16 protein-coding genes and 2 pseudogenes are annotated in these 19,138 nt (G+C 66.3%); 6 read left to right on the top strand and 12 right to left on the bottom strand.

The window, feature by feature from the left end:
* Nucleotides 1-6 precede the first annotated feature (6 nt).
* The 5 genes from ACHMXB_RS18250 to ACHMXB_RS18230 form a co-directional block, all read right to left on the bottom strand.
* On the bottom strand, nucleotides 7-924 hold the full coding sequence (locus ACHMXB_RS18250) for an ABC transporter permease (RefSeq protein WP_395400684.1): 918 nt from the start codon (nucleotides 922-924) through the stop codon (nucleotides 7-9).
* A complete protein-coding gene (locus ACHMXB_RS18245; RefSeq protein ID WP_395400682.1) occupies nucleotides 924-1,832 on the bottom strand; it encodes an ABC transporter ATP-binding protein in 909 nt (302 codons plus the stop codon). The genes ACHMXB_RS18250 and ACHMXB_RS18245 overlap by 1 nt, the downstream gene beginning before the upstream one ends.
* A gap of 363 nt (nucleotides 1,833-2,195) precedes the next feature.
* The gene (locus ACHMXB_RS18240; RefSeq protein ID WP_395405330.1) at nucleotides 2,196-2,822 is read right to left on the bottom strand and encodes a LacI family DNA-binding transcriptional regulator; all 627 of its coding nucleotides are present in this window, start codon (nucleotides 2,820-2,822) and stop codon (nucleotides 2,196-2,198) included.
* 60 nt (nucleotides 2,823-2,882) lie between these two features.
* Entirely contained in the window at nucleotides 2,883-3,704 is an 822-nt protein-coding gene (locus ACHMXB_RS18235) for a hypothetical protein (RefSeq protein ID WP_395400680.1), read from the bottom strand.
* A gap of 1 nt (nucleotide 3,705) precedes the next feature.
* The gene (locus tag ACHMXB_RS18230; RefSeq protein ID WP_395400678.1) at nucleotides 3,706-5,514 is read right to left on the bottom strand and encodes a multicopper oxidase family protein; all 1,809 of its coding nucleotides are present in this window, start codon (nucleotides 5,512-5,514) and stop codon (nucleotides 3,706-3,708) included.
* Nucleotides 5,515-5,701: 187 nt separating this feature from the next.
* Here ACHMXB_RS18230 and ACHMXB_RS18225 point away from each other — a divergent pair, with 187 nt between their 5' ends.
* Complete coding sequence (locus ACHMXB_RS18225) at nucleotides 5,702-5,914, top strand: hypothetical protein (protein WP_395400676.1); 213 nt, start codon at nucleotides 5,702-5,704, stop codon at nucleotides 5,912-5,914.
* Nucleotides 5,915-5,916: 2 nt separating this feature from the next.
* Here ACHMXB_RS18225 and ACHMXB_RS18220 read toward each other — a convergent pair whose 3' ends face one another.
* Both ACHMXB_RS18220 and ACHMXB_RS18215 read right to left on the bottom strand, forming a co-directional pair.
* Nucleotides 5,917-7,371, bottom strand: a complete 1,455-nt coding sequence (locus tag ACHMXB_RS18220; RefSeq protein ID WP_395400674.1) for an APC family permease — start codon at nucleotides 7,369-7,371, stop codon at nucleotides 5,917-5,919.
* 59 nt (nucleotides 7,372-7,430) lie between these two features.
* Nucleotides 7,431-8,171 carry a LysR family transcriptional regulator substrate-binding protein gene (locus tag ACHMXB_RS18215; RefSeq protein WP_395400672.1) on the bottom strand — a complete coding sequence of 247 codons (741 nt, stop codon included), beginning with the start codon at nucleotides 8,169-8,171 and terminating at the stop codon, nucleotides 7,431-7,433.
* 79 nt (nucleotides 8,172-8,250) lie between these two features.
* Here ACHMXB_RS18215 and ACHMXB_RS18210 point away from each other — a divergent pair, with 79 nt between their 5' ends.
* Together ACHMXB_RS18210 and ACHMXB_RS18205 are read left to right on the top strand one after the other, a co-directional pair.
* Nucleotides 8,251-8,649, top strand: a complete 399-nt coding sequence (locus ACHMXB_RS18210; RefSeq protein WP_395400670.1) for a DUF5997 family protein — start codon at nucleotides 8,251-8,253, stop codon at nucleotides 8,647-8,649.
* A 307-nt stretch (nucleotides 8,650-8,956) separates the two neighbouring features.
* On the top strand, nucleotides 8,957-11,254 hold the full coding sequence (locus ACHMXB_RS18205; protein WP_395400668.1) for a fibronectin type III domain-containing protein: 2,298 nt from the start codon (nucleotides 8,957-8,959) through the stop codon (nucleotides 11,252-11,254).
* 89 nt (nucleotides 11,255-11,343) lie between these two features.
* Here the strand turns inward: ACHMXB_RS18205 and ACHMXB_RS18200 are convergent, their stop codons facing one another.
* The 3 genes from ACHMXB_RS18200 to ACHMXB_RS18190 form a co-directional block, all read right to left on the bottom strand.
* A complete protein-coding gene (locus ACHMXB_RS18200) occupies nucleotides 11,344-12,387 on the bottom strand; it encodes a hemolysin family protein (RefSeq protein ID WP_395400666.1) in 1,044 nt (347 codons plus the stop codon).
* On the bottom strand, nucleotides 12,380-13,741 hold the full coding sequence (locus ACHMXB_RS18195; protein WP_395400664.1) for a hemolysin family protein: 1,362 nt from the start codon (nucleotides 13,739-13,741) through the stop codon (nucleotides 12,380-12,382). Before ACHMXB_RS18195 ends, ACHMXB_RS18200 begins: the two co-directional genes overlap by 8 nt.
* Nucleotides 13,742-14,002: 261 nt before the next feature.
* Nucleotides 14,003-16,147: a glycogen debranching N-terminal domain-containing protein gene (locus tag ACHMXB_RS18190; RefSeq protein WP_395400662.1), complete on the bottom strand. Its 2,145-nt coding sequence runs from the start codon at nucleotides 16,145-16,147 to the stop codon at nucleotides 14,003-14,005.
* 183 nt (nucleotides 16,148-16,330) lie between these two features.
* On the opposite strand from ACHMXB_RS18190, the gene ACHMXB_RS18185 reads away from it, so the two are divergent.
* From ACHMXB_RS18185 to ACHMXB_RS18175, 3 genes and pseudogenes are all read left to right on the top strand, one after another.
* A complete protein-coding gene (locus ACHMXB_RS18185; protein WP_395405328.1) occupies nucleotides 16,331-16,999 on the top strand; it encodes a DNA alkylation repair protein in 669 nt (222 codons plus the stop codon).
* Between the two features lie 81 nt (nucleotides 17,000-17,080).
* Complete coding sequence (locus tag ACHMXB_RS18180) at nucleotides 17,081-17,962, top strand: helix-turn-helix transcriptional regulator (RefSeq protein ID WP_395400660.1); 882 nt, start codon at nucleotides 17,081-17,083, stop codon at nucleotides 17,960-17,962.
* Nucleotides 17,963-18,054: 92 nt separating this feature from the next.
* Nucleotides 18,055-18,192 (top strand): annotated as a pseudogene (locus ACHMXB_RS18175) (PadR family transcriptional regulator); the annotation flags it as partial.
* 8 nt (nucleotides 18,193-18,200) lie between these two features.
* Here ACHMXB_RS18175 and ACHMXB_RS18170 read toward each other — a convergent pair.
* Nucleotides 18,201-18,821, bottom strand: a complete 621-nt coding sequence (locus ACHMXB_RS18170) for a helix-turn-helix domain-containing protein (RefSeq protein WP_395400658.1) — start codon at nucleotides 18,819-18,821, stop codon at nucleotides 18,201-18,203.
* A pseudogene (locus ACHMXB_RS18165) lies at nucleotides 18,821-19,111 on the bottom strand (M20/M25/M40 family metallo-hydrolase); the annotation flags it as partial. The gene ACHMXB_RS18170 and the pseudogene ACHMXB_RS18165, both read right to left, overlap by 1 nt.
* Nucleotides 19,112-19,138 lie beyond the last annotated feature (27 nt).

Below are 19,138 nucleotides of genomic sequence, written 5' to 3'. Positions count from 1 at the left end.
GGGCGGTTAGGCGGTCCGGGATCCGACGGCGGTCCGCCAGCGGGAGAAATGGCGTTCGACGCCGACCAGCAGGTAATTCACCAGCAGGCCCAGCAGGGAAACGGTCAGGATGCCCGCATACATGTCAGGAATGAGGAAGCTCATCTGCGAATTGACGATCAGGTAGCCCAGCCCGGCCTTGGCACCGACCATTTCGGCGGCGATGAGGACGAGGATGGAGGATGTGCCGGCCATTCGGATGCCCGTGAAGATGGTGGGCACGGCGGACGGAAGGATCACTTTCTGGAACAGCTGGAAGTTGGACAGCCCCAGTGAGCGGGCGGCCCGGATCAGCAGGGGGTCGACGGTCCGGACGCCGGCGATGGTGTTCAGCAGGACCGGGAAGAATGCCGCGTAGGCCACGATGCTGATCTTCGAGGTCTCGCCGATGCCGAGCAGTAGCGTGAACACGGGGAGCAGGGCCAGCGCCGCCGTGTTCCTGAAAACTTCGAGCAGCGGGTTGAGGAAGCGGTCGAGGGCTCCGTACCAGGCCACGAGCAGGCCGAGGGCCACGGCCGCCACGACCGCGATGCTGAAGCCGCTGGCGGACCGGCTCAGGCTGGCGGCGAGGTGGTTTTGCAGCTGGCCGTTTCCGATGAGTGTGCGCAGTGCCTCGAGCACTTCATGAAGAGGTGGAAGGAAAACCCTCGTCGATGCCGGAGCGAGGTAGGTGGGTCCGAGTTCCCAGAGCAGCAGGAACAGGATGATCGCCCCGGCACCCCACACAGCTTTGCCGCCCTGCAGGGCATACCGGCGTAGAGTGGCCGCCGGGGACTTGCCGGGACCCGGGTTCAGCGGCGGATTCCGCTCCGTCGTTGCCTCCCCGGCCGCCGCCGCGGACTTGAGCTCCGTTTCGGTTTCCTTGGTCAGCGTTGACGTGCTCATCAGGCTGCCTTTCCGGTGGTGATGGTCCTGGTCTCGTCCGGCGCCGTTCCGTCGGGCTGGATCTTCGCGTGGCCGGCTTCCTGGGCACGGCGTACCTCGTCATGCAGCAGCGACCACACCTTGTGCCGGTGTTCCACGAAGGCCGGGTTGGAGCGGACGTCCTCGTCACCGGAGCGGTCTCCAAGGTTGATGTCCACGATTTCCTTCAGCCGTCCCGGCCGGGAGCTGAGCACGGCCACCCGTTGGCCCAGGTACACGGCCTCGTCGATGCCGTGGGTGATGAAGATGATGGTCTTGCCCGTGGTGGCCCAGATCCGGAGCAGTTCGGTCTGCAGCTGCTCGCGAGTTTGGGCGTCCAATGCGGCAAACGGTTCATCCATCAGCAGGATGTCCGGCTCGTAGGCCAGGCTGCGCGCGATGGCCACGCGCTGCTTCATGCCGCCGGACAGTTCGTGGGGGTAACGGTCTTCAAATCCGCCGAGGCCAACAAGTTCAAGGTATTCGCGTGCCTTCCCGGCCCGCTCCTTGCGGCTGTAGCGCTTCCCGTCACTGCCCGCGCCTTCCAGCCCGAAGGCCACGTTGGCGGCGGCGGTGCGCCAGGGAAAGAGTGCGTACTGCTGAAAGACGACGGCGCGGTCCCGGCCCGGGCCTGCCACTTCCCGGCCGTCCACCAGCACCTGCCCGGTGTCCGGCTTGGTGAGGCCCGCCAGGAGGTCCAGGAGTGTGGTCTTGCCGGAGCCGCTGGGGCCCACCAGGGTGATGAACTCGCCTGCGGAGACGTCAAGGGAGATGCCGTCCAGGGCTGTCAGGACCGCCCCTTCCGGGTTGTCCTTGCTGGGCCGCACCGTGAACTTCTTGGTGATGTTTTGAAGGCTGATTTTCGGTATCGGCCCGGTTCCGGAGGTCATGGGTGTGCTTCCCTTCAGCAGGTCGTTCAAGGCGTTTGGTGTCCACCATGAGAGCAGAGATGGACCACCGCCTGAAGGGCGCGGTCACGAGGGGAAACGGGGCGTAACCTGCCGGCCGGGGCCGCGTATGGCGGCTCCGTGACGCGCGGGGACTCGCAAGGAAACAGCGCGTAACGACGGGCGCCTTCCGGTGACATCGGATGACGCATGGCGGCAGGAACGGACCTTACAGGCGGTTGATGTTGCGACTGGCTACGGACCATGACGTACCGGCGTCGTCCGTGCTTTGCTCGGTAGGCGGGCAGGGCTAGGCCCGATTGTTACGCGGCTGCCGGTAGCCGGTTCTGGATCACCCGGCTTCTACTAGACCGGGATCTGCTCGGCAAAAACGCCGGCGGCTGACAACACCTCGTTCAGGAGCAGCGCGCCGTAGCCAAACAGGGCATTCCCGCTGAGTCGCTTCCACGGGGCCGGTTGGCCGGCGGCCTGGGCGTACCCGGCGATCCGGTCGATGAGCAGCGCGACGGCCTGTTCGGCCTTCACCGATTCGGAGATGACCACCTGCGCGATGCCGCGCCTGGCCAGTTCGGCGATGGCCTGGTCCTCTTCCTCAGAGGTGGGAAGGACACCCACGATCACGCCGTCGGCGCCTCCGGCCAGCATGAACTGCCGCCACGACTGGCCGAGCAGGATGACCGGCTGGTAGCCGTGCCGCGGAAGTATCGCGGCGGCGGCCGCGGCGAGCGCACGGTCCGGCGGCCATTCCAGGTCCTCAATGGCGATGGCCACCAGGTCTGTCCGACCGCGGCGCATGCCCCGCGCTGCCTGGTTGGGCACATAGCCAAGATCGTCGACGGCGGCCATGACGCGCTCCTGCGTGGACCGGCTGATCCGCGTGGTGCCTCCGCTCCTGCCGGACAGCACGTAGGACACCGTCGTCAGTGAGACCCCAGCCCGCTCGGCAACGTCCCGGATGGTGGGACCGGACATGCTTCTCACTCTCTTCTCCTATCGTTGCACTGCTCGCAGCTTCTGTTTGGAAGTGGTGCATCACTCCGTGTGCGGGTGTATCGCCTGGCCTTCGAGCTGCTCCGCGTCCCACGGCGGCTCGGCGGCCATGTCCACGCCTGTTCCGGATGCGGACCTGGGGCCGACGCTCACGTTGGCGGCTGGAATATGCGCCGGCCGGCTGATGCCCTCGCGGACACTCTCGACAGTTTCGTCGCCGAGCAGGGGGCCCGTGTAGCTGATGCTGAGCTGCCCGCCCCGCACCTGAGTGCTGTAGTTCCCGAGCGCGTCGGAGACGATGCCTTCCCGGTCCACCGCGGCGGAAACGGCTCCGGGGTCCGCCGTGGCAACGTTGAAGCGCAGGTCATGCACCAGGACCGGCAGGACATAGAAGTTCTTCACGCCGAGCTTTCCTGTGTCCTCCTCGGTGACTGCCCGCACAATGGTGCGTCCGTCGTCGGGAGTGGCAGTTGGCGGTAGGGCCACGATGACCTCGGGGACCATCTGCTGCAGCACGGCGGGTTCGAGCACGTCCGGCGAGACGGCGGACAGCGCGGTGCCCCGTGCCGCGGCGGCGGCGTCCAGCCGCCTGCGGATAGCGGCGACGTCCGCATCCAGCCCGGTGTGCACGGCGATCACCACCCTGCGCCGGACCATGAGGCCGTCGTAGCTGACGGTGGGCCGGCCGTTGCCCAGATCCTGCCCTTCCTCGGCCTGTGCGAGGACGCGGTCCGCTGTGTTGGCGGTGCTGCTTGCGGGCGGGGCGGGTGCCGGGTTGGCTGCCGGACTGGCCTGGCCGCCGGTGCAGCCGGCAAGGGAGAAGGCCAGCAGCACCGCCGGTGCCATCAGTAGCGTCCGTCTCATGTCACGTCCCCGCCGGGTAGGCCAGCTTGTACTTCGACGCGTAGTACCCCTCGGGCCGGGTTTCCAGCACGGGCTTGTCGGCGTTGATGGGGTCGTTGTTCCGCAGGTCGCCCACGGAGAACTGGACCATCATGTCGTGGTCCTCGTGGACGAGGTTGTGGCAGTGGACCATATACCGGCCGCCCACGTGCTTGCCGGTGTCGAACTGCATGAGGACCGTTACCGACTCGTTCTCGCCCGCATAGAAGACGTCCTTCGGGCCGCCTTCCCAGGCGAACGGCTTGCCGCCGTTGGTGTTGCGGCCGATGATCTTGCCGTCGATCAGGTGAATGTGGACCGGGTGGAACCAGCCGCCTGACTCGTTGACGATGGTCCACTGCTCCACCTGGTTGCGCTGCGGGTTGCCGAAGCACCTGGTGAAGTTGGATTTTTCCACGTCGTCCCAGGTTTCACCGTTGATGGTCCATTCCCCGCCCGCCCGCTGGACCCGGAGGATCCTCTTGGCGACGGCCATATCCGGGGTCAGGGCCATGGTGTCCAGCCCGCCGGTGGCCCGGCTGGGGTGCGGGCCGGGGTCCAGCGTGGCGGGGATGGAGGAGATTGAGCGCGACCCTGGCTGGGCGGCGGAATCGGCCACCACCTGGAACTTCATGACCTTCCCGGTGTTGGCGAAGTTCACGTTGTTTTTGTTGCTCAGGTTCCGCAGCTCCACTGACTGGCCCGGCTTGTACTTGCGGAAGTCGATCAGCACCTCGTAGCGTTCGGCTGTCCCCTGCCGCCAGGAGGACACGGCCTGCACCTTCGGGGTCATTCCTGCGTCGGTGCCCACCACGTGGAACGGGTCGCCGTTGGACAGGGCGAAGCGGTACGAACGGGTGATCGAGCCGACCAGGAACCGGAACCGGTAAATGCGCGGCTTGACCTTCATGGTGGGCCACGGCACCCCGTTGACCATGATGATGTCACCCCACAGCCCGGCGTGGCCGTTGTCGTTGTAGCCGAGGGATCCGTCGGCATTCAGCATCACGTCCGAGACCAGGATGGGCACGTCGAACTCGCCCTGCGGCAACTGTGCCTGCTCACGCGCGCTGGTGATGGCGTAGGTGGAGGCGAGGCCCGAGTACACGCCCTGCGCCGTCAGCATGTGGTTGTGGTCGTGGTACCAGAGCGTCCGCGCCGCCTGCCAGTTTGGATAGTGGTAGTTCTTCACCCTTCCCGGCGCGGTGCGGTCATTCGCGTACCCGTCGTACTGGGGCAGCGAGGCCGAGCCGTGCAGGTGGGTAACCGTGTTGAAGGTGTTCGGGTAGAGCAGGCCCGTCGCGGGCAGGCGGTTGCTGATCCTCAGCTCCGTCCGGGTGCCCTGCTGCACGCGGATGGTGGGGCCCGGGAAAACGCCGTTGTACCCCGCCAGGGTAGTGCTGAGCCCCCGTGCGATCTGGGCCTTGCCCAGTTTCTGGTTCAGGGCATATTTCGCAAACGGCGTGCCGTCGCTGTCCCGGCCCGTGGCGTAGGGAAGCAGTTCCGGCGGCCGCCGGAAGACGGTGGTGAACGGAACCGGCATGTTCGCCAGGGCGAGCCTGCTTGGCGTGACAACCGTTGTCTCATTGTCGTCTGCACCCCGGCGGCCGGGCACACTGCCCGGGACACCCGCGATGGCCGGCCCTGCGGTTGATGCCGTGGCGGCGACGGCGCCGCCCAACAGGCTTAATTTCAACACGTCCCTCCGTGTTGCTGCCATGACGTCCTCCCAGCTGGTTGTGATGGCCTCAGCGACAACGTTGGCGCTGGCCATGTGTGGAAACACAGTCATGGTGCGCCGCGCGACTCCAAAAAACCTTGGGAAGCAGCGTCCGCGGGGCTCTGTCCCACCTGAATAGGTGGGAAGGCCGCCGGACCCCCTAAGTATGGCCGCCGCGGGCGCCGCGGGCCCGGCCGGTCCCCGGCTAATCCCAACGGCGCGGCGGCAGACTGCCACCAGAAGTAAGGAGCGTGGTCTCATGCAGGAGGAAGGTTTTAGGCGCCAGATCATGGGCGTGATCAGCCACGTCCTCAGTGACGAGGGCACGGACATGGACGTCCGGATGGCACTGCTGCGGCGTCTTGGTGAGAACCCCGGAAGCCCGGAGCGGGCCCTGCTGGCACACCTCCGTGACTGCCGGCGGCCGGGCACGGGCCCTGATCAGGGCTCAGCCGCGCCAGGTCCCGTTTGACGTCATGAGACCTCGTCAGCGGCCGACCCCGCCGTGCGGTTGGTTCTCCTGTTGATCAGCCAGGTGACCAGCCACAGCACCACGCCGATCCCCATCAGTCCGCCGGCGATCTGGTACTGGACGGCATCCCTGCCTACCCACGGACCGGCCAGGAACGCGCACAGCAGGGCCGCGACAATAGGCAGCGGTCCGGGCGAGGTGAAGAACACCTCCCGGGTGTGGTCCCGTTTGCCGCGGAGGACAGTGCAGGCCACGTTCACCACGGTGAACACGCACAGCAGCAGGAACGCGGTGGTACCGGACAGGTTCGCGACGATGTTGCTCTCCGGATCGCTGGTCACGTACCAGATCAGCCCCAGCGCGAGGACGGTGGAAAACGCGATGCCGGCCCACGGCGTGCGCCGTCCCGGCAGCACCTTGCCGAGCGGACGCGGCAGCACGTCCTGCCGGGCCATGCCGTAAATGAGGCGGCTGGCCATCAGCATGTTGATCAGGGCCGTGTTCGCGACGGCGAAGACGGCGAGGAACGGGAAGATCTTGTCGATCGGGAAGTCGGGCGAGCCCTTGTGCACCACTTCGAGGAGCGCCGCGCCCTCGGCCTCCCTGATCCCTGCGAGTTCCGTGGGTGAGAGCACGCTGACCACGGAGACGGCAACCAGCATGTAGAGGATCACGGCGATGCCCAGCCCGGTCAGCATGGTCCGCGGGAAGATCCGCTCGGGGTTGTGGGTCTCCTCGACCATGTTCACGGAGTCCTCGAAGCCCACCATCGCAAAGAACGCGATCGAGGTGGCCGCCGTGACGGCGAGGAAGAGGCCCTTGTCCTGTCCGTCATTGAACACGGTGATTTCTTCGATGTTGCCGCCGCCCTGGGCCATCACGTAGAAGCCGACGCCAATCACGATGCACAGGGCGATCATCTCCACCAGAGTGAGCACCACATTGAATTTCACGCTCTCGCCCACGCCGCGCAGGTTGATCAGCGCCAGCAGCAGCATGAAGCCGAGCGCCACCGCGGTGATCACCCCCTGTCCGGGGTCGCCCATCCAGCCGTTGATCTCCAGGCCGCCGAAGAAGTTCTGCGCGAGCACGTTGGCGGAGGTCGAGGCGCTGGTGATGCCGGAACAGACGACGGCGAACGCCACCAGGAAGGTGACGAAGTGGATGCCGTATGCCTTGTGCGTGTACAGCGCTGCGCCTGCCGCCTGCGGGTATTGCGTAACCAGCTCCAGGTAGGAGAAGGCGGTCAGCGTCGCGACGACGAAGGCCAGCAGGAACGGCAGCCAGACAATGCCGCCCACCGTGCCGGCCATGGTCCCGGTGACCGCGTACACGCCCGCGCCGAGGATGTCGCCGACGATGAAGAGGAGCAGGAGCTTTGGCCCGAGGACGCGTTTCAGTTCCGGTGCGTCACCTTCGGGCGTTGCGTCGAACACTTCATGGGACGTGGTGCTCATTGCCTCACTGTGAACCTGCGCAGCACAGTTTTGCAATACCGCCAGCTTGGCAGCAGCAGTTACCGCTTGCCCTTTTTCCGCGAGCCGCGGCCCCGCCCCTTGTCCGGGTTGGGCGCGTAACGCTGGGCGACTTTCGGCTTCTTGGCGCCGGACCCGGTGCCGCGAAGGTCCGGCTTGGGTGCCTTCTTCGGTTTCTCCTGCTGGGCGGAAGGCTGCCGCGAGCTTTGCGCGGTGCGGCCGCGGACAATGCCGATGAACTCCTCGATGACCTCGTCGGTGGCGTCGCTGGGCCACGCGAGCGCGATCTGTGTCTCCGGCGCCCCCGTAAGGCGGCGGGCCACAGTATCCTTGACGTTGAAATGCCGGGCGACGGACATGGGCAGTATCAGCAGGCCCGCACCGGACGCCACCACTTGCAGTGCCATTTCCGGCCCGCCCAGTTCGTCGGCGTCGAGGAAGTTTTCCTCGGCAAGGTCCTCCAGCGCCACGTCCTCGAACACGGTGATTTCGTGCCCCTTGGGCGCCACCACCACGGGCTGCTCCTCATAGAGGGGGATAACGTTCAACCCTTCGCGCTCCACCGGAAGGCGGACAAAGCTCAGGTCCGCCGAACCGTCCCGGAGCACGGAAAGCTGCGTGCCGCCGTCGGACATGAACGAGTGCAGCGGAACGTCCGGCATCCGTTCCTCCCAGCGCCGGATCCACTTCCCTGGCGTCACGCCGGGGACGTAGGCAAAGCGGAGCTCTCGCGGGGACTCCGGCGGAGCCGGGTCCAGGGTGGGTTCATCTTCAGCGGGCACACCTTCACAGTACTGCGGACACCCTTGACTGCAGGCATCGTTGGTCAGGGGAGGCGGCACAGGCCTATACCCTTAATACATGACCTCCGCTAACTCCCAGTCCATGAAGCCGGCCACCGTTGCCAAGAAGCTTGGCATCTACCTGCCGGCGACGCCCCAGGAGTTCCAGGATTCAACCATCACCCGCGCGGACTTCGCCGAGCTGCAGTCCAACCCGCCGGAGTGGCTGGCCGAACTGCGCCGCAACGGCCCGCACCCCCGCCCGGTGGTGGCACAGAAACTCAACATCTCCATCAGCGGCCTTGCCCGCGGCGGGGTCGAAGAGGCGCTGACGACGGCGGAAATCACCGCGCTGCTGCAGGCTCCCCCAGCGTGGCTGGTCGCCGAGCGCGCCACGCAGGCAGCCGTCCGCACCGAGGCGCAGCGGGTCAAGGACGAGGCCGCCAAGAAGGCAGCAAAGAAGGCCCGCCAGGGCTGATTTCCAGCCCCACCCTTGGGGAAACCCGGAAATCCGCACCCCCCTTGCTGGGGGCATTTGGGGGTATGCACCCCTCTGCGGGGTACCCGCCCCCCTCGTGGGTGACCGCCGGAGAATGGCAGCCCTGACATGGGCAAATCACCTTCTTCCCCCTCACGGGCCCCTCCAAGTGGGGGACCCAAAGATGCGGCCAAACCGGTGCCGCAGGGCGATCTCCCCAGCCGAAACGCACAGCGTTTCCCCAAGGGGTCTTATTGATTCTGTGATTGTGCGTGAACGTCGCGCACCTCGGATCGATGAGGTCATCATGAAATCAGCACAAAGCGAGCCGGGAGCGCACACTTCTCGCCTTCCCGGCGTCCGCAGGGCCGGAGTCTTCGCCACCGTCTCCGCGGTCATTTGCTCAACCTCCATGTTCGCCATCCCCGCCGCCAACGCGGCCGTGCCGGCTTTCCCGGACAACATCGTCGTCTTCCCCGACCGCGACTTCGTCTCCATTGAGGGCTACGAGCCCCACGCCGGCGACACCGCAACTCTCGAAGTCAAGCGGGGAGGCGACGTCATCGGTTCCGCTCGGTCCCTGGTCGACGGCGGCGGCGTCGCCTTCGAGGTCAACCACCCCGGCGGCGTCTGCTGGGGTGCCGGCACCGGCCTGAACGTCACTCCCGACATCCGCCCCGGTGACGTCGTCTCAATTAAGTTCGATAAAGCGGCCGCCGCACCGGCCGACGAAACGACGGTCCAGGACACCTACGTAACGGGAAACTCCGTACTCAGCGGCACCACGCTCACCGTCAAGGGGCACATCGGCGCCGGCGTCAATCCCACCCATTTGGAACAGCGCATCATTGAACCGGCGCTGAGGGACACCACGGTGGCGCGCCGCGACATCCGCGCTGTCCCCGGTCCGATGACTCCCGCTCCTAAGGGCGGCTACTCCTCGAGCCTTCTGGTCACCGGCGATACCTTCACCGCCACCTACAACTTTGACGACGCCGCCACCGCTGAAATGGCCGCGAATGCCGGGCTGGGCGAACGTGCCATGGCCTGGGAGTTCGAAGATGCCGACGCCAACCGGCAGGGCCTGACCATCGCCGAATACGGCGAGCCCGGCGGCCCCGGCATGGGCGGTTGTCCCAACGGCCCGCTGCAGTCCGGTCCTCCCGCTCCGTCCGGCATCACCGCCGCCAAAGTTTCGGGCGGACTGAAGCTGAACTGGACGCCCGCGGCGGCGATCCCGGGCACCCCCGCCATAACGGGCTACCGCGCGGTAGCGGTGGGCAAGACCGAAACCAGCGGCGAGTGGGTGGAGATCGGCAAGCGTATCTCCGGCCAGGCCGCCAAGGGCACCACCATTACCGGTCTTTCCGCCACTGAGGAATACGACGTCTACGTCGTCGGCGTTAGCAGCGTCGGTGAGACCTTCCCGGCTGCGCACGCCATCCCGGTGACGGACACCACGGCTCCGACCGTCTCCGCCACCCCGAACGGCGGCACCTCGCAGGTGGCCCAGCGCGTGACGCTCACCGCCAGTGAGACGGGAAGTGACATCTACTACACCATTGACGGCTCCGACCCGCTCCTCGCCGGTGGCGTCCTGTCTAATCAGGCGATCCCGTACAAGGGGCCCATGGAGATTGCATCCACGGCCACCCTGAAGTTCGTGGCGTTCGACCCCTCCGGCAACGCATCCGAGGTCGGCTCGAGCGTGTTCACCGTGACCAACGATCCGGTACCTGCCGCTCCCGCCTTCTCGGGTGCACCCGTCGTAGGCCAGGGCACCGCAACCCTGTCCTGGACCGCTCCGAACCCTGGCGCCGCGGGTCTGACCATCACCGGCTACTCCGTCCAGGCTTACTCGGGCGGGACGGCGGTCGGTGCACCGAAGACCGTCGCCGGCGACGTGACCACCCTGGTCTACGACGGACTCAGCGGTGACACCGCCTACACGTTCACCGTGCGGGCTACGAACGCCAACGGCGCCGGCCCTGAGTCGGCCCCGACCACGGCTGCCACCGTCCAGGGTGCCGTCGTCGCAGTGGCTGGACCGGACCAGAACATCGTCCGCCGCACCACGGCCACCACTGTCACTCTAGACGGCACCGGGTCCACAGCCACCGGCGCCACCTACAAGTGGGAGCAGGTCCTGAGCGGCACGACGGATCCGAACAAGATCTCGACGCTGACCGGGGACACCACGCTCAAGCCGACGTTCAGCCTTCCGGTCTTCGCGTCTCCGATGACCAACAGCCCCCTGACGTTCAAGCTGACGGTCACAGTTGGCGCAACTGTCAAAACGGATGAGGTCAAGGTTGTACCGGTTACAGACCGCGTGACCATCGGCGTCGCCCAGTGGAGGACCGGCGATCTCAGGATTGACGGCACCAGCTCCGTTGTCGGCGGAACCGTCACCCTCCACGTCGGCGGACCGAGCGGCCGGGTCCTGGGCCAGGCAGCCATCACCGCAGCTGCGGCACCGGCAACCGGGGGCGTGTACAGCTTGCGGCTCCGCAACGCAGCAGCCGGCACCACCAACCCGGGCACTGTGTGGGTTGAGTCCACGCTCGGCGGCACCGCAGGTCCCAAGGCGGTAGCCAACAAGTAAGTCCTAACCACCGAAGTCCGGTGGCCGGCGGCATCAGCCGCCGGCCACCGGACTTCGGTGTGTTCCGGGTTCCCGTGTTTCCAAGCGTCCTAGGAACTGCTGGTGGCGTCCCGTACCTCGCCCACCAGTTCCTCGATGATGTCCTCGAGGAACAGCACGCCGGTGGTGTTGCCCCGCGCGTCGAAGACCCTTGCCACGTGGGCGCCGGTGCGGCGCATGGTGGCCAGGGCGTCCTCAAGCTCGCTGCCGCGGAACGTCGAGGCCAGCCGGCGGATCCGTTTCTCCGGCACGGGCCGGGTGAACTTCTCCGCAGTTGTCAGGTCCATGACGTCCTTCAGGTGCAGGTAACCGGAGGGGTCGCCGTCGTCGTCGGTCAGGATGTACCGGGAGTAGCCGTGCTCGGCGACCGCCCGCTGGATGTCTGCCGGCGTCGCAGACGCCGGCAGCAGCACCATCTCGGCGATGGGCACCTCGACGTCGGCCACTGTCTTTTCCGTGAACTCGAAGGCCGCGGTGAGGGCGCCGGTGTTATCGGTCAGGACGCCTTCCCTGGTTGACTGCTCCACGATGTTTGCCACTTCGTCCAGGGTGTAGGCGCTGGTGGCCTCGTCCTTGGGCTGCACCCGGAACAGGCGGAGGATGGAGTTGGCGATGCCGTTCAGGGTCCAGATGACCGGCTTGAAGATGCGCGCCGCCATCACCAGCGGCGGGGCAAGGATGAGCGCCGCGCGGGTGGGGACCGAGAACGAGATGTTCTTGGGGACCATCTCGCCGAGGACCACGTGCAGGAAGGTCACCAGCAGCAGCGCCGCCACGAAGGCGATGATTCCGATCGCTTCCCCGGACAGGGCGGTCAGGCCCAGCGGGATCTCCAGCAGGTGGTGGATGGCCGGCTCGGAGACGTTCAGGATCACCAGCGAGCAGACCGTGATGCCCAGCTGGCTGGTGGCCAGCATGAGCGTGGCATGCTCCATCGCCCACAGGGTGGTTTTCGCGGCCTTGCTGCCCGCCTCCGCCTTCGGCTCGATCTGTGACCGCCGGGCGGAGATGACGGCGAACTCGGCGCCGACAAAGAAGCCGTTGACCACCAGCAGGACGGCGAGCCAGATGATGCCCGGAAGGTACTCACTCATGGGTCAGCTCCTGTGTGAGGCTGTCGATAATCCTGTCATGCGCGCTCCTCGGTGGCTCTGCCGATTCCTCCGGTGTGAATTTAAGGCGCCCGACGTGGGTGCCGGCCACCCGCTCCACGCGGAGCGCGCCGCCGTCGATCTCCACCTCGTCGCCGAGCTCCGGGATGCGGTCCAGCCGGTCCGCGACGAAACCGGCCACGGTGTCGTAGTCCTCGCCGTGGGGGACGGCGATGCCGGTCCGGTCCAGGAGCTCATCGGGGCGCAGCGAGGCATCGAAGGTGATGGACCGGCCGGTCCGGACCACGCCCACGCGGGCGCGGTCGTGCTCATCCTCCAGTTCGCCGACGATCTCCTCCACCAGGTCCTCCAGGGTGACGATGCCGGCCGTTCCGCCGTGCTCGTCGGAGACGATGGCCACTTGGAGGCCCTGCTTGCGGAGCAGCACCAGGAGGGAGTCGACGCCCATGGACTCGGGGACCATGAGAGGTTCGATCATCAGGTCCGCCGCATGCACGCTGGCGCGTTCCTCAAGGGCGACGGCGAAGGCCTGCTTGACGTGGAGCACGCCGAGCACGTCGTCCCGGTCGCGGCCGATGACGGGAAACCGCGAATAGCCGGTGGAGCTGGCCAGCGCGATGACCTGCTCGGCGGTGTCGTCCGTGTTCACGGCGGTCATCCGCACGCGCGGGGTCATGACATCCGCCGCGCTGTGCTCGGAGAAGCGCAGCGTCCGGTGCAGCAGGGCGGCGTGGTCCAGGTCGAGCACGCCTTCCAGCGCGGAGCGGCGCACCAGCGAACTCAGTTCCTCGGCGCTGCGGGCACCCGAGAGTTCCTCCTTGGGCTCGATGCCGAAGGACCTGATGATGGCGTTCGCAGTGTTGTTGAACAGGAGGATGACGGGCTTGAACACCGTAGTAAACAGGGCCTGGAACGGAACCACCACCTTGGCAGTGGCCAGTGGCAGCGCCAGCGCGAAGTTCTTGGGAACCAGCTCGCCGATCACCATCGAGAAGATGGTGGCGATGAAAATAGCGACGACAGCGCCCACCCCAGGCACGAGGCCTTCCGGGAACCCGGCCGCCGTCAGCGGACCGCTCAGCAGCTTGCTGATGGCAGGTTCGAAGGTGTAACCGGTCAGGAGGGTGGTGAGGGTGATGCCCAGCTGCGCACCGGAAAGGTGCGTCGAGGTGATCTTCAGGGCGTTGATGGTGGGGGCAAGGCGTTTCTCACCCCGGGCCTGGCGCGCTTCCAGGTCGTTGCGGTCAAGATTGACCAGGGCAAACTCGGACGCCACGAAGAATCCGGTGCCGACTGTCAGGATCAGGCCGATCCCGATCATGATCCATTCATTCATTGGGGGCGCCCCTCCCCGTGCTAACCGGTGTGCCGGTCAAATGAGTGAGGGGCCAGGGCATATGTGAAGGAGGGTCGTCCATAGTGCATTCCACTATATCCGGTGTTTCTTAACGGCCCGTTTCGACAGCGACGCCTGGATCGGCGAGATCCTCGGCAAACGACTCTCCCCCATCGCCGCCCGAGCCAGGACGAAGGACGCCGAGCCGTAGTTCAGGCCGATGATGCCGTGTTCCTGCTGCTCTGACGAAAAACGGCGGCACTAATCCTTGGCCTGTTGCGCCAGGTCGGCAGCCCATGGCCGGATGCCGTGGTGGAACAGCATGCCCTCGGGCAGTCCCTGAACGCTCGCGGTGGAACCGGAGATGTCTATGGTGATCTTTGCGTTTGCCATGGGTGCGTTGGTGATATGCAGGTCGCCATAGGATTTTGGGAGAACCGGATCCAGCCACAGGCCGCCGCGGGCAACGTCGGCGTAGTAGCCCATGAGACTCTTCACAAGCTGAATGGGGGTGGTCGCGGCCCAGGCCTGTGGTGAGCAAGCGGTGGGATAGGGGATGGGTTCGTCGAATTGCTCCCGGCTGAACCCGCAGAACAACTCGGGCAGCCGGCCCTGGGAGTACTCCGCGGCCTCAAAAAGCGCCGTAGAAATGCGCTGCGCCTGCTCGACGAGGCCGTAGCGGAGGAGGCCGGCCGCGATGATCGCATTGTCGTGGGGCCACACGGACCCGTTGTGGTAGCTGGCAGGGTTGTAGGCGCCCATGTCGCTGGCCAAGGTCCTTACGCCCCAGCCGCTGAACATTTCCGGGGACATCAGCCGTTCGGCCACCAGGGGAGCTTTGTCCGCGTCCACGATGCCGAACAACAGGCATTGGCCCATGTTGGATGCGCACGCGTCGACCGGCTGCTTGTGGCCGTCAAGGGCGACGGCGTAGTAGCCGCGCTCGGGCAGCCAGAACCGTTCGTTGAACTGCTTCTTCAACTGCGCCCCAAGATCCCGGTACTCCCCCGCCAGCTCCAGATCACCGGCATCGCGGGCTATCCAGGAGCGGGCCATGTACGCGCTGTAGACGTAGGCCTGAACCTCACACAGGGCGATTGGCGGCTCCGCCATCCTGCCGTCAGCAAAGTTAATGCCGTCCCATGAATCCTTCCAGCCTTGGTTGATGAGTCCCCGGTCGTTGAGTCGCTCATACTCGACGAAGCCGTCGCCGTCCTTGTCCCCGTAGTGGCGGATCCAGTCCAGCGCCCGGTCGACATGGGGCAGCAGGTCGGAGATAGTTTCTTGCGCGAATCCCCAGCGGCTGATTTCGCCGAACAAGGCCACGAACAGCGGGGTGGCATCGACGCTACCGAAGTATGCGGATTTCCCGCCCAAGGCCAGTCCGCTGGAAACGTCGAGCCTGACCTCATGGAGGATCTTGCCAGGTTCCTCCTCGCTCATTTCATCCACAACCCGTCCCTGGCGGTCCGCGAGAGTCTGGATGGTGCCGAAAGCCAGCGAAGGGTCAACGGGGAGAGCCATGAGGGATGCCCAGAGCGAATCCCGGCCAAACAGGGCCATGAACCATGGGGCACCAGCGGCCACCACGATGCGGTCCGGGTGGTCGGGGTCCTCAATGCGAAGCGCACCCAGGTCGTCGTAGCTTCGCCGGAGCGTCCGTTCGATGGAAGGGTTGCCCATGTTCAGCACGGGGATCTTGGCCACCCACTCCTGGCGGCGCCTGTCGCGAGGCGACATTTCGCCTTCAGTGGGCCGGACGAAACGTGCGGCGGAGTCGCTTCCGCCGTCGGCAGGGACGACGCTGATGGTGGTGCTCCACTGTGCGTGGGGCGGGATCGCGAAGTGGTACGCCAGCCCCTCAGGGGCGATGTCGGCCCCCTCAGCCGTTACCACTACACCTTTCCGGGCGTCCTGCCAGGCTGCGCGGATGGTTAGCGAGTCGTCTTGCGCCTTCCGGGACTCTTTCCAGCGGCGCTGGATGCGTGCTTCTTTCACCTCGAAGAGGTCCGCGAAGTCCGCCTCGACCTGGAGGGTAAGGACGCACTCGGCAATGGCCGCCGAGTAGTTTTGGACAGTGATCCGCTCCAGGATGCCGGCGCCTACCTCACGGAGGCGTTCGACAATCAGCGGGCTGTCCGCGTGTCCGTCCGGACGCGGGACACGGCCAACAAACACGGCACGGTAGGGTTCCTTCGTCTTCGCCCCCAGCGGCTCCAGCGGGGCGCCATTGACGAGTACCCGCCAGCAGGACAGTATTCGGGTGTCCTCGACAAAAACGCCGTGGGGATACTCGGTGCGGATATCGCCGTTCGCCGCTGAGATGCAAAATGATGAGCCCTCCACTAGAGTGACCGACCCCGGCCCCGGCGACCCTGCAGCAGTGTCAGCATTCCATCCAGCCATCCGGGCTCCCTCAGAATCGATCTGACCGCCACGTCGAAGGACTGCCCGCGCCTGGAATCTGCACCGGAGGCGAAGGCCGCCCCTCGATCAATGACGCTACGCCGGTGTGCCGCGCGAATCCAGCCCTCGTGCCCGCCGCCGTCCTACAATACGAGCGAAGGCAGCCAGCGAGCAGGAGTGATGATGGCCGAGGCAACAATGGGCGCGGTGATGGACGAGCTGGCCGCGCTCGAGGATCCAAAGATGCGCGAGGCGAACCTGAAGCGCGGCGACGACCACGGCGTGAACCTGTCCGCATTGCGCGCGGTGGCGAAACGGCTGAAGACACAGCACGAGCTGGCCCGCGAATTGTGGGCCACAGACGACACTGCCGCCAGGTTACTGTCACTGCTGATCTGCCGGCCAAAGGCCTTCGAGCAGCAGGAACTGGATGCCATGCTGCGCCAGGCCCGCGCACCCAAGGTGCATGACTGGCTGGTGAACTATGTGGTGAAGAAGAGCCCGCACGCCGAAGAGCTGCGCGTCGGCTGGACTGATGATCCCGACCAGGTGGTCGCAAGTGCCGGCTGGGCCTTGACCACGGAGCGGGTCGCAAAGAAGCCCGAGGGCCTGGACCTGCCAGGGCTGCTGGACACCATCGAGGCGGAAATGAAGGACGCCCCTGACCGGTTGCAGTGGGCGATGAACCACACCCTGGCGCAGATCGGCATCGAGCACGCTGACCACCGGGCGCGGGCCATTGGCATCGGCGAACGGCTGGAAGTCCTGAAGGATTACCCGACACCGCCCAACTGCACCTCGCCCTTCGCGCCGAGCTGGATCAATGAGATGGTGAGCCGGCGCGAGGCCTGAGGCACCCTCCTGGGCCTACCCTGCCAAGACGGGTTATGGCAGGACCTCCCTCCGCTTTTGGAATGGCCGTAGCCTGACAGGATGGACAACCGAACCGAGGCACGCGAGTTCCTGGTCTCCCGCCGCGCGCGGATCACTCCGGAGCAGGCGGGCCTGGAACCGATTGGCGGCCGACGGCGTGTTCCCGGGCTTCGCCGGGAGGAAGTTGCGCGCCTCGCGGGCGTCAGCATCGAGTACTACACCCGTCTCGAACGCGGCAACCTCAGCGGCGCCTCCGACAGCATCCTCGACGCGATATCGCAGGCCTTGCAGCTGGACCGGGCCGAGCACGACCACCTCTACGACCTCGCCCGCGCAGCGAACGCCACGTCCCGGAGCCGCGCCAAGGGCACCCCCGCCACCGTGCAGCCGGCCATGCAGTACCTGCTCGATGCGATAACCGGCGCCCCGGCGTTCATCGCCAACAACCGGATGGACATCGTGGCCGCGAATGACCTCGGCTACGCCATGTACTCCGACATGTACCGCGGCACAGCGCGCCCTGCGAACCACTCGAGATTCATCTTCCTGGACCCGCTCTCCCACAGTTTCTACCCGGACTGGGACCGGGCAGCGAACGTCAACGTGGCGATCCTCCGCCGCGAGGCCGGCCGCAACCCGCACGACAAGCGCATCGCCGAACTCGTCGGCGAACTCTCCATGCGCAGCGACGAATTCCGCACACGCTGGGCCGCCCACAACGTGCGCCGCCACTACTCCGGAACCAAGACCTTCCGCCATCCCGTCGTCGGACTCTTGGAACTGACGTACGCGGCCATGGAACTCGAAGACGACCCCGGCCACACGCTCACGGTCTACCCCGCCGTCCCGGGCAGCCCGTCCGACGAAGCGCTCCGGCTGCTCGCCTCGTGGGCCGCGACGGAGCGGATCGCAGAGGCGGCAAGGGCGGCGAGCCGGGCCTAATCCGCCCACCAAAAACTCCCAACCATTGCTCCGCAGATGCCCTTATGGAGCCCGAAAAGGGCACTTACGGAGCAACCGGTGGGAACTCTGGACCCGCGTTCCACCAGAGCGATGAGAAGCTCATGGGAGTCATCCACCAGTTCCGGTTCGCGGCCGCCGACGAACAGCGCGCCACCGCTATGGAAAAGATCAATGAAACCCGTCGCGCGCTGTACCAAATCCTCGCGGACCGACGCACCTACTTCGCGGCGATAGCCAGGAACCGGATGGGCAGGTCCAGCAGCTCCAGCGGACCGTGCGGGCCTTCGCCGTCCAGGAGCAGGGAGTCGCCGGGTTCCATGGTGTATTCATATGCGCCGTGGCCGTAGACCATTTTGCCGGCGAGCATGTAGATGAACTCGGTGCCGGGGTGCTGGAACAGCGGGAAGACGTCGGACGCGTCGGTCAGGGTCACCAGCGTCGGTTCGAGGGCGTCGGTCCGGCCCTTAAGGGTCCCGAGCACCCGGTATTCGTGCCCGTGCTGGGTTCCGCTGCGCACCGTCAGGCTGCCCTGGCCGTCCTTGGTGAAGGTGGCGTCCCGGTCCGTGTCCGCACCGCGGAACAGCGCCGTGACCGGAATCTTCAGCCCGTCCGCCAGGCGCTGCAGCGTGGTGAGGGAACACGATGTGCTGGCGGTTTCAATCTTGGAGATCATCGCCTTGGACATGCCTGTCCTTGAAGCCAGTTCCGACGCGGAGAGCCCGTTTGCGGTCCGGTAGTGGCGGACCTGGCCGGCAATGATCCGCTCCAGCTTGCCGGCCACGCCGTCGTCGGTGTTCTCCGCGGCCATGTCCCTCGCTTCGCCAGCCTGATCCGTCATCAAGCCATCATAGGCGGAGCCTGCAGTTCGGATCCGAGCACCCTGGCTGCTCCCAGCAGGCCTGCGAGGGTCTCGGCCAGCGCCGCCGCACCCGTCTCGGCGTCGGCATCCTCCACCAGTTCCTCGGGCGAGTGCGAGATCCCGGTGGGGTTCCGCACGAACAGCATGGCCGTGGGAATGTGCCCTGCCAGCACCCCGGCGTCGTGGCCCGCCCCAGTGTCCAGCACCGGCGCTTCCGGGAGCATCGTCTTGAGCTGGTCGCGCAGGCCGGCGTCGAAGTGCGCTGTGGGCCTGCGCATCGACGAGGCAGCCGAACT

Source organism: Arthrobacter sp. UC242_113, from assembly GCF_044054585.1.
Lineage (GTDB): Bacteria > Actinomycetota > Actinomycetes > Actinomycetales > Micrococcaceae > Arthrobacter.
The sequence above is the reverse complement of the archived record's forward strand: the minus strand, read 5'-3'. Positions and strand labels throughout refer to the sequence as shown.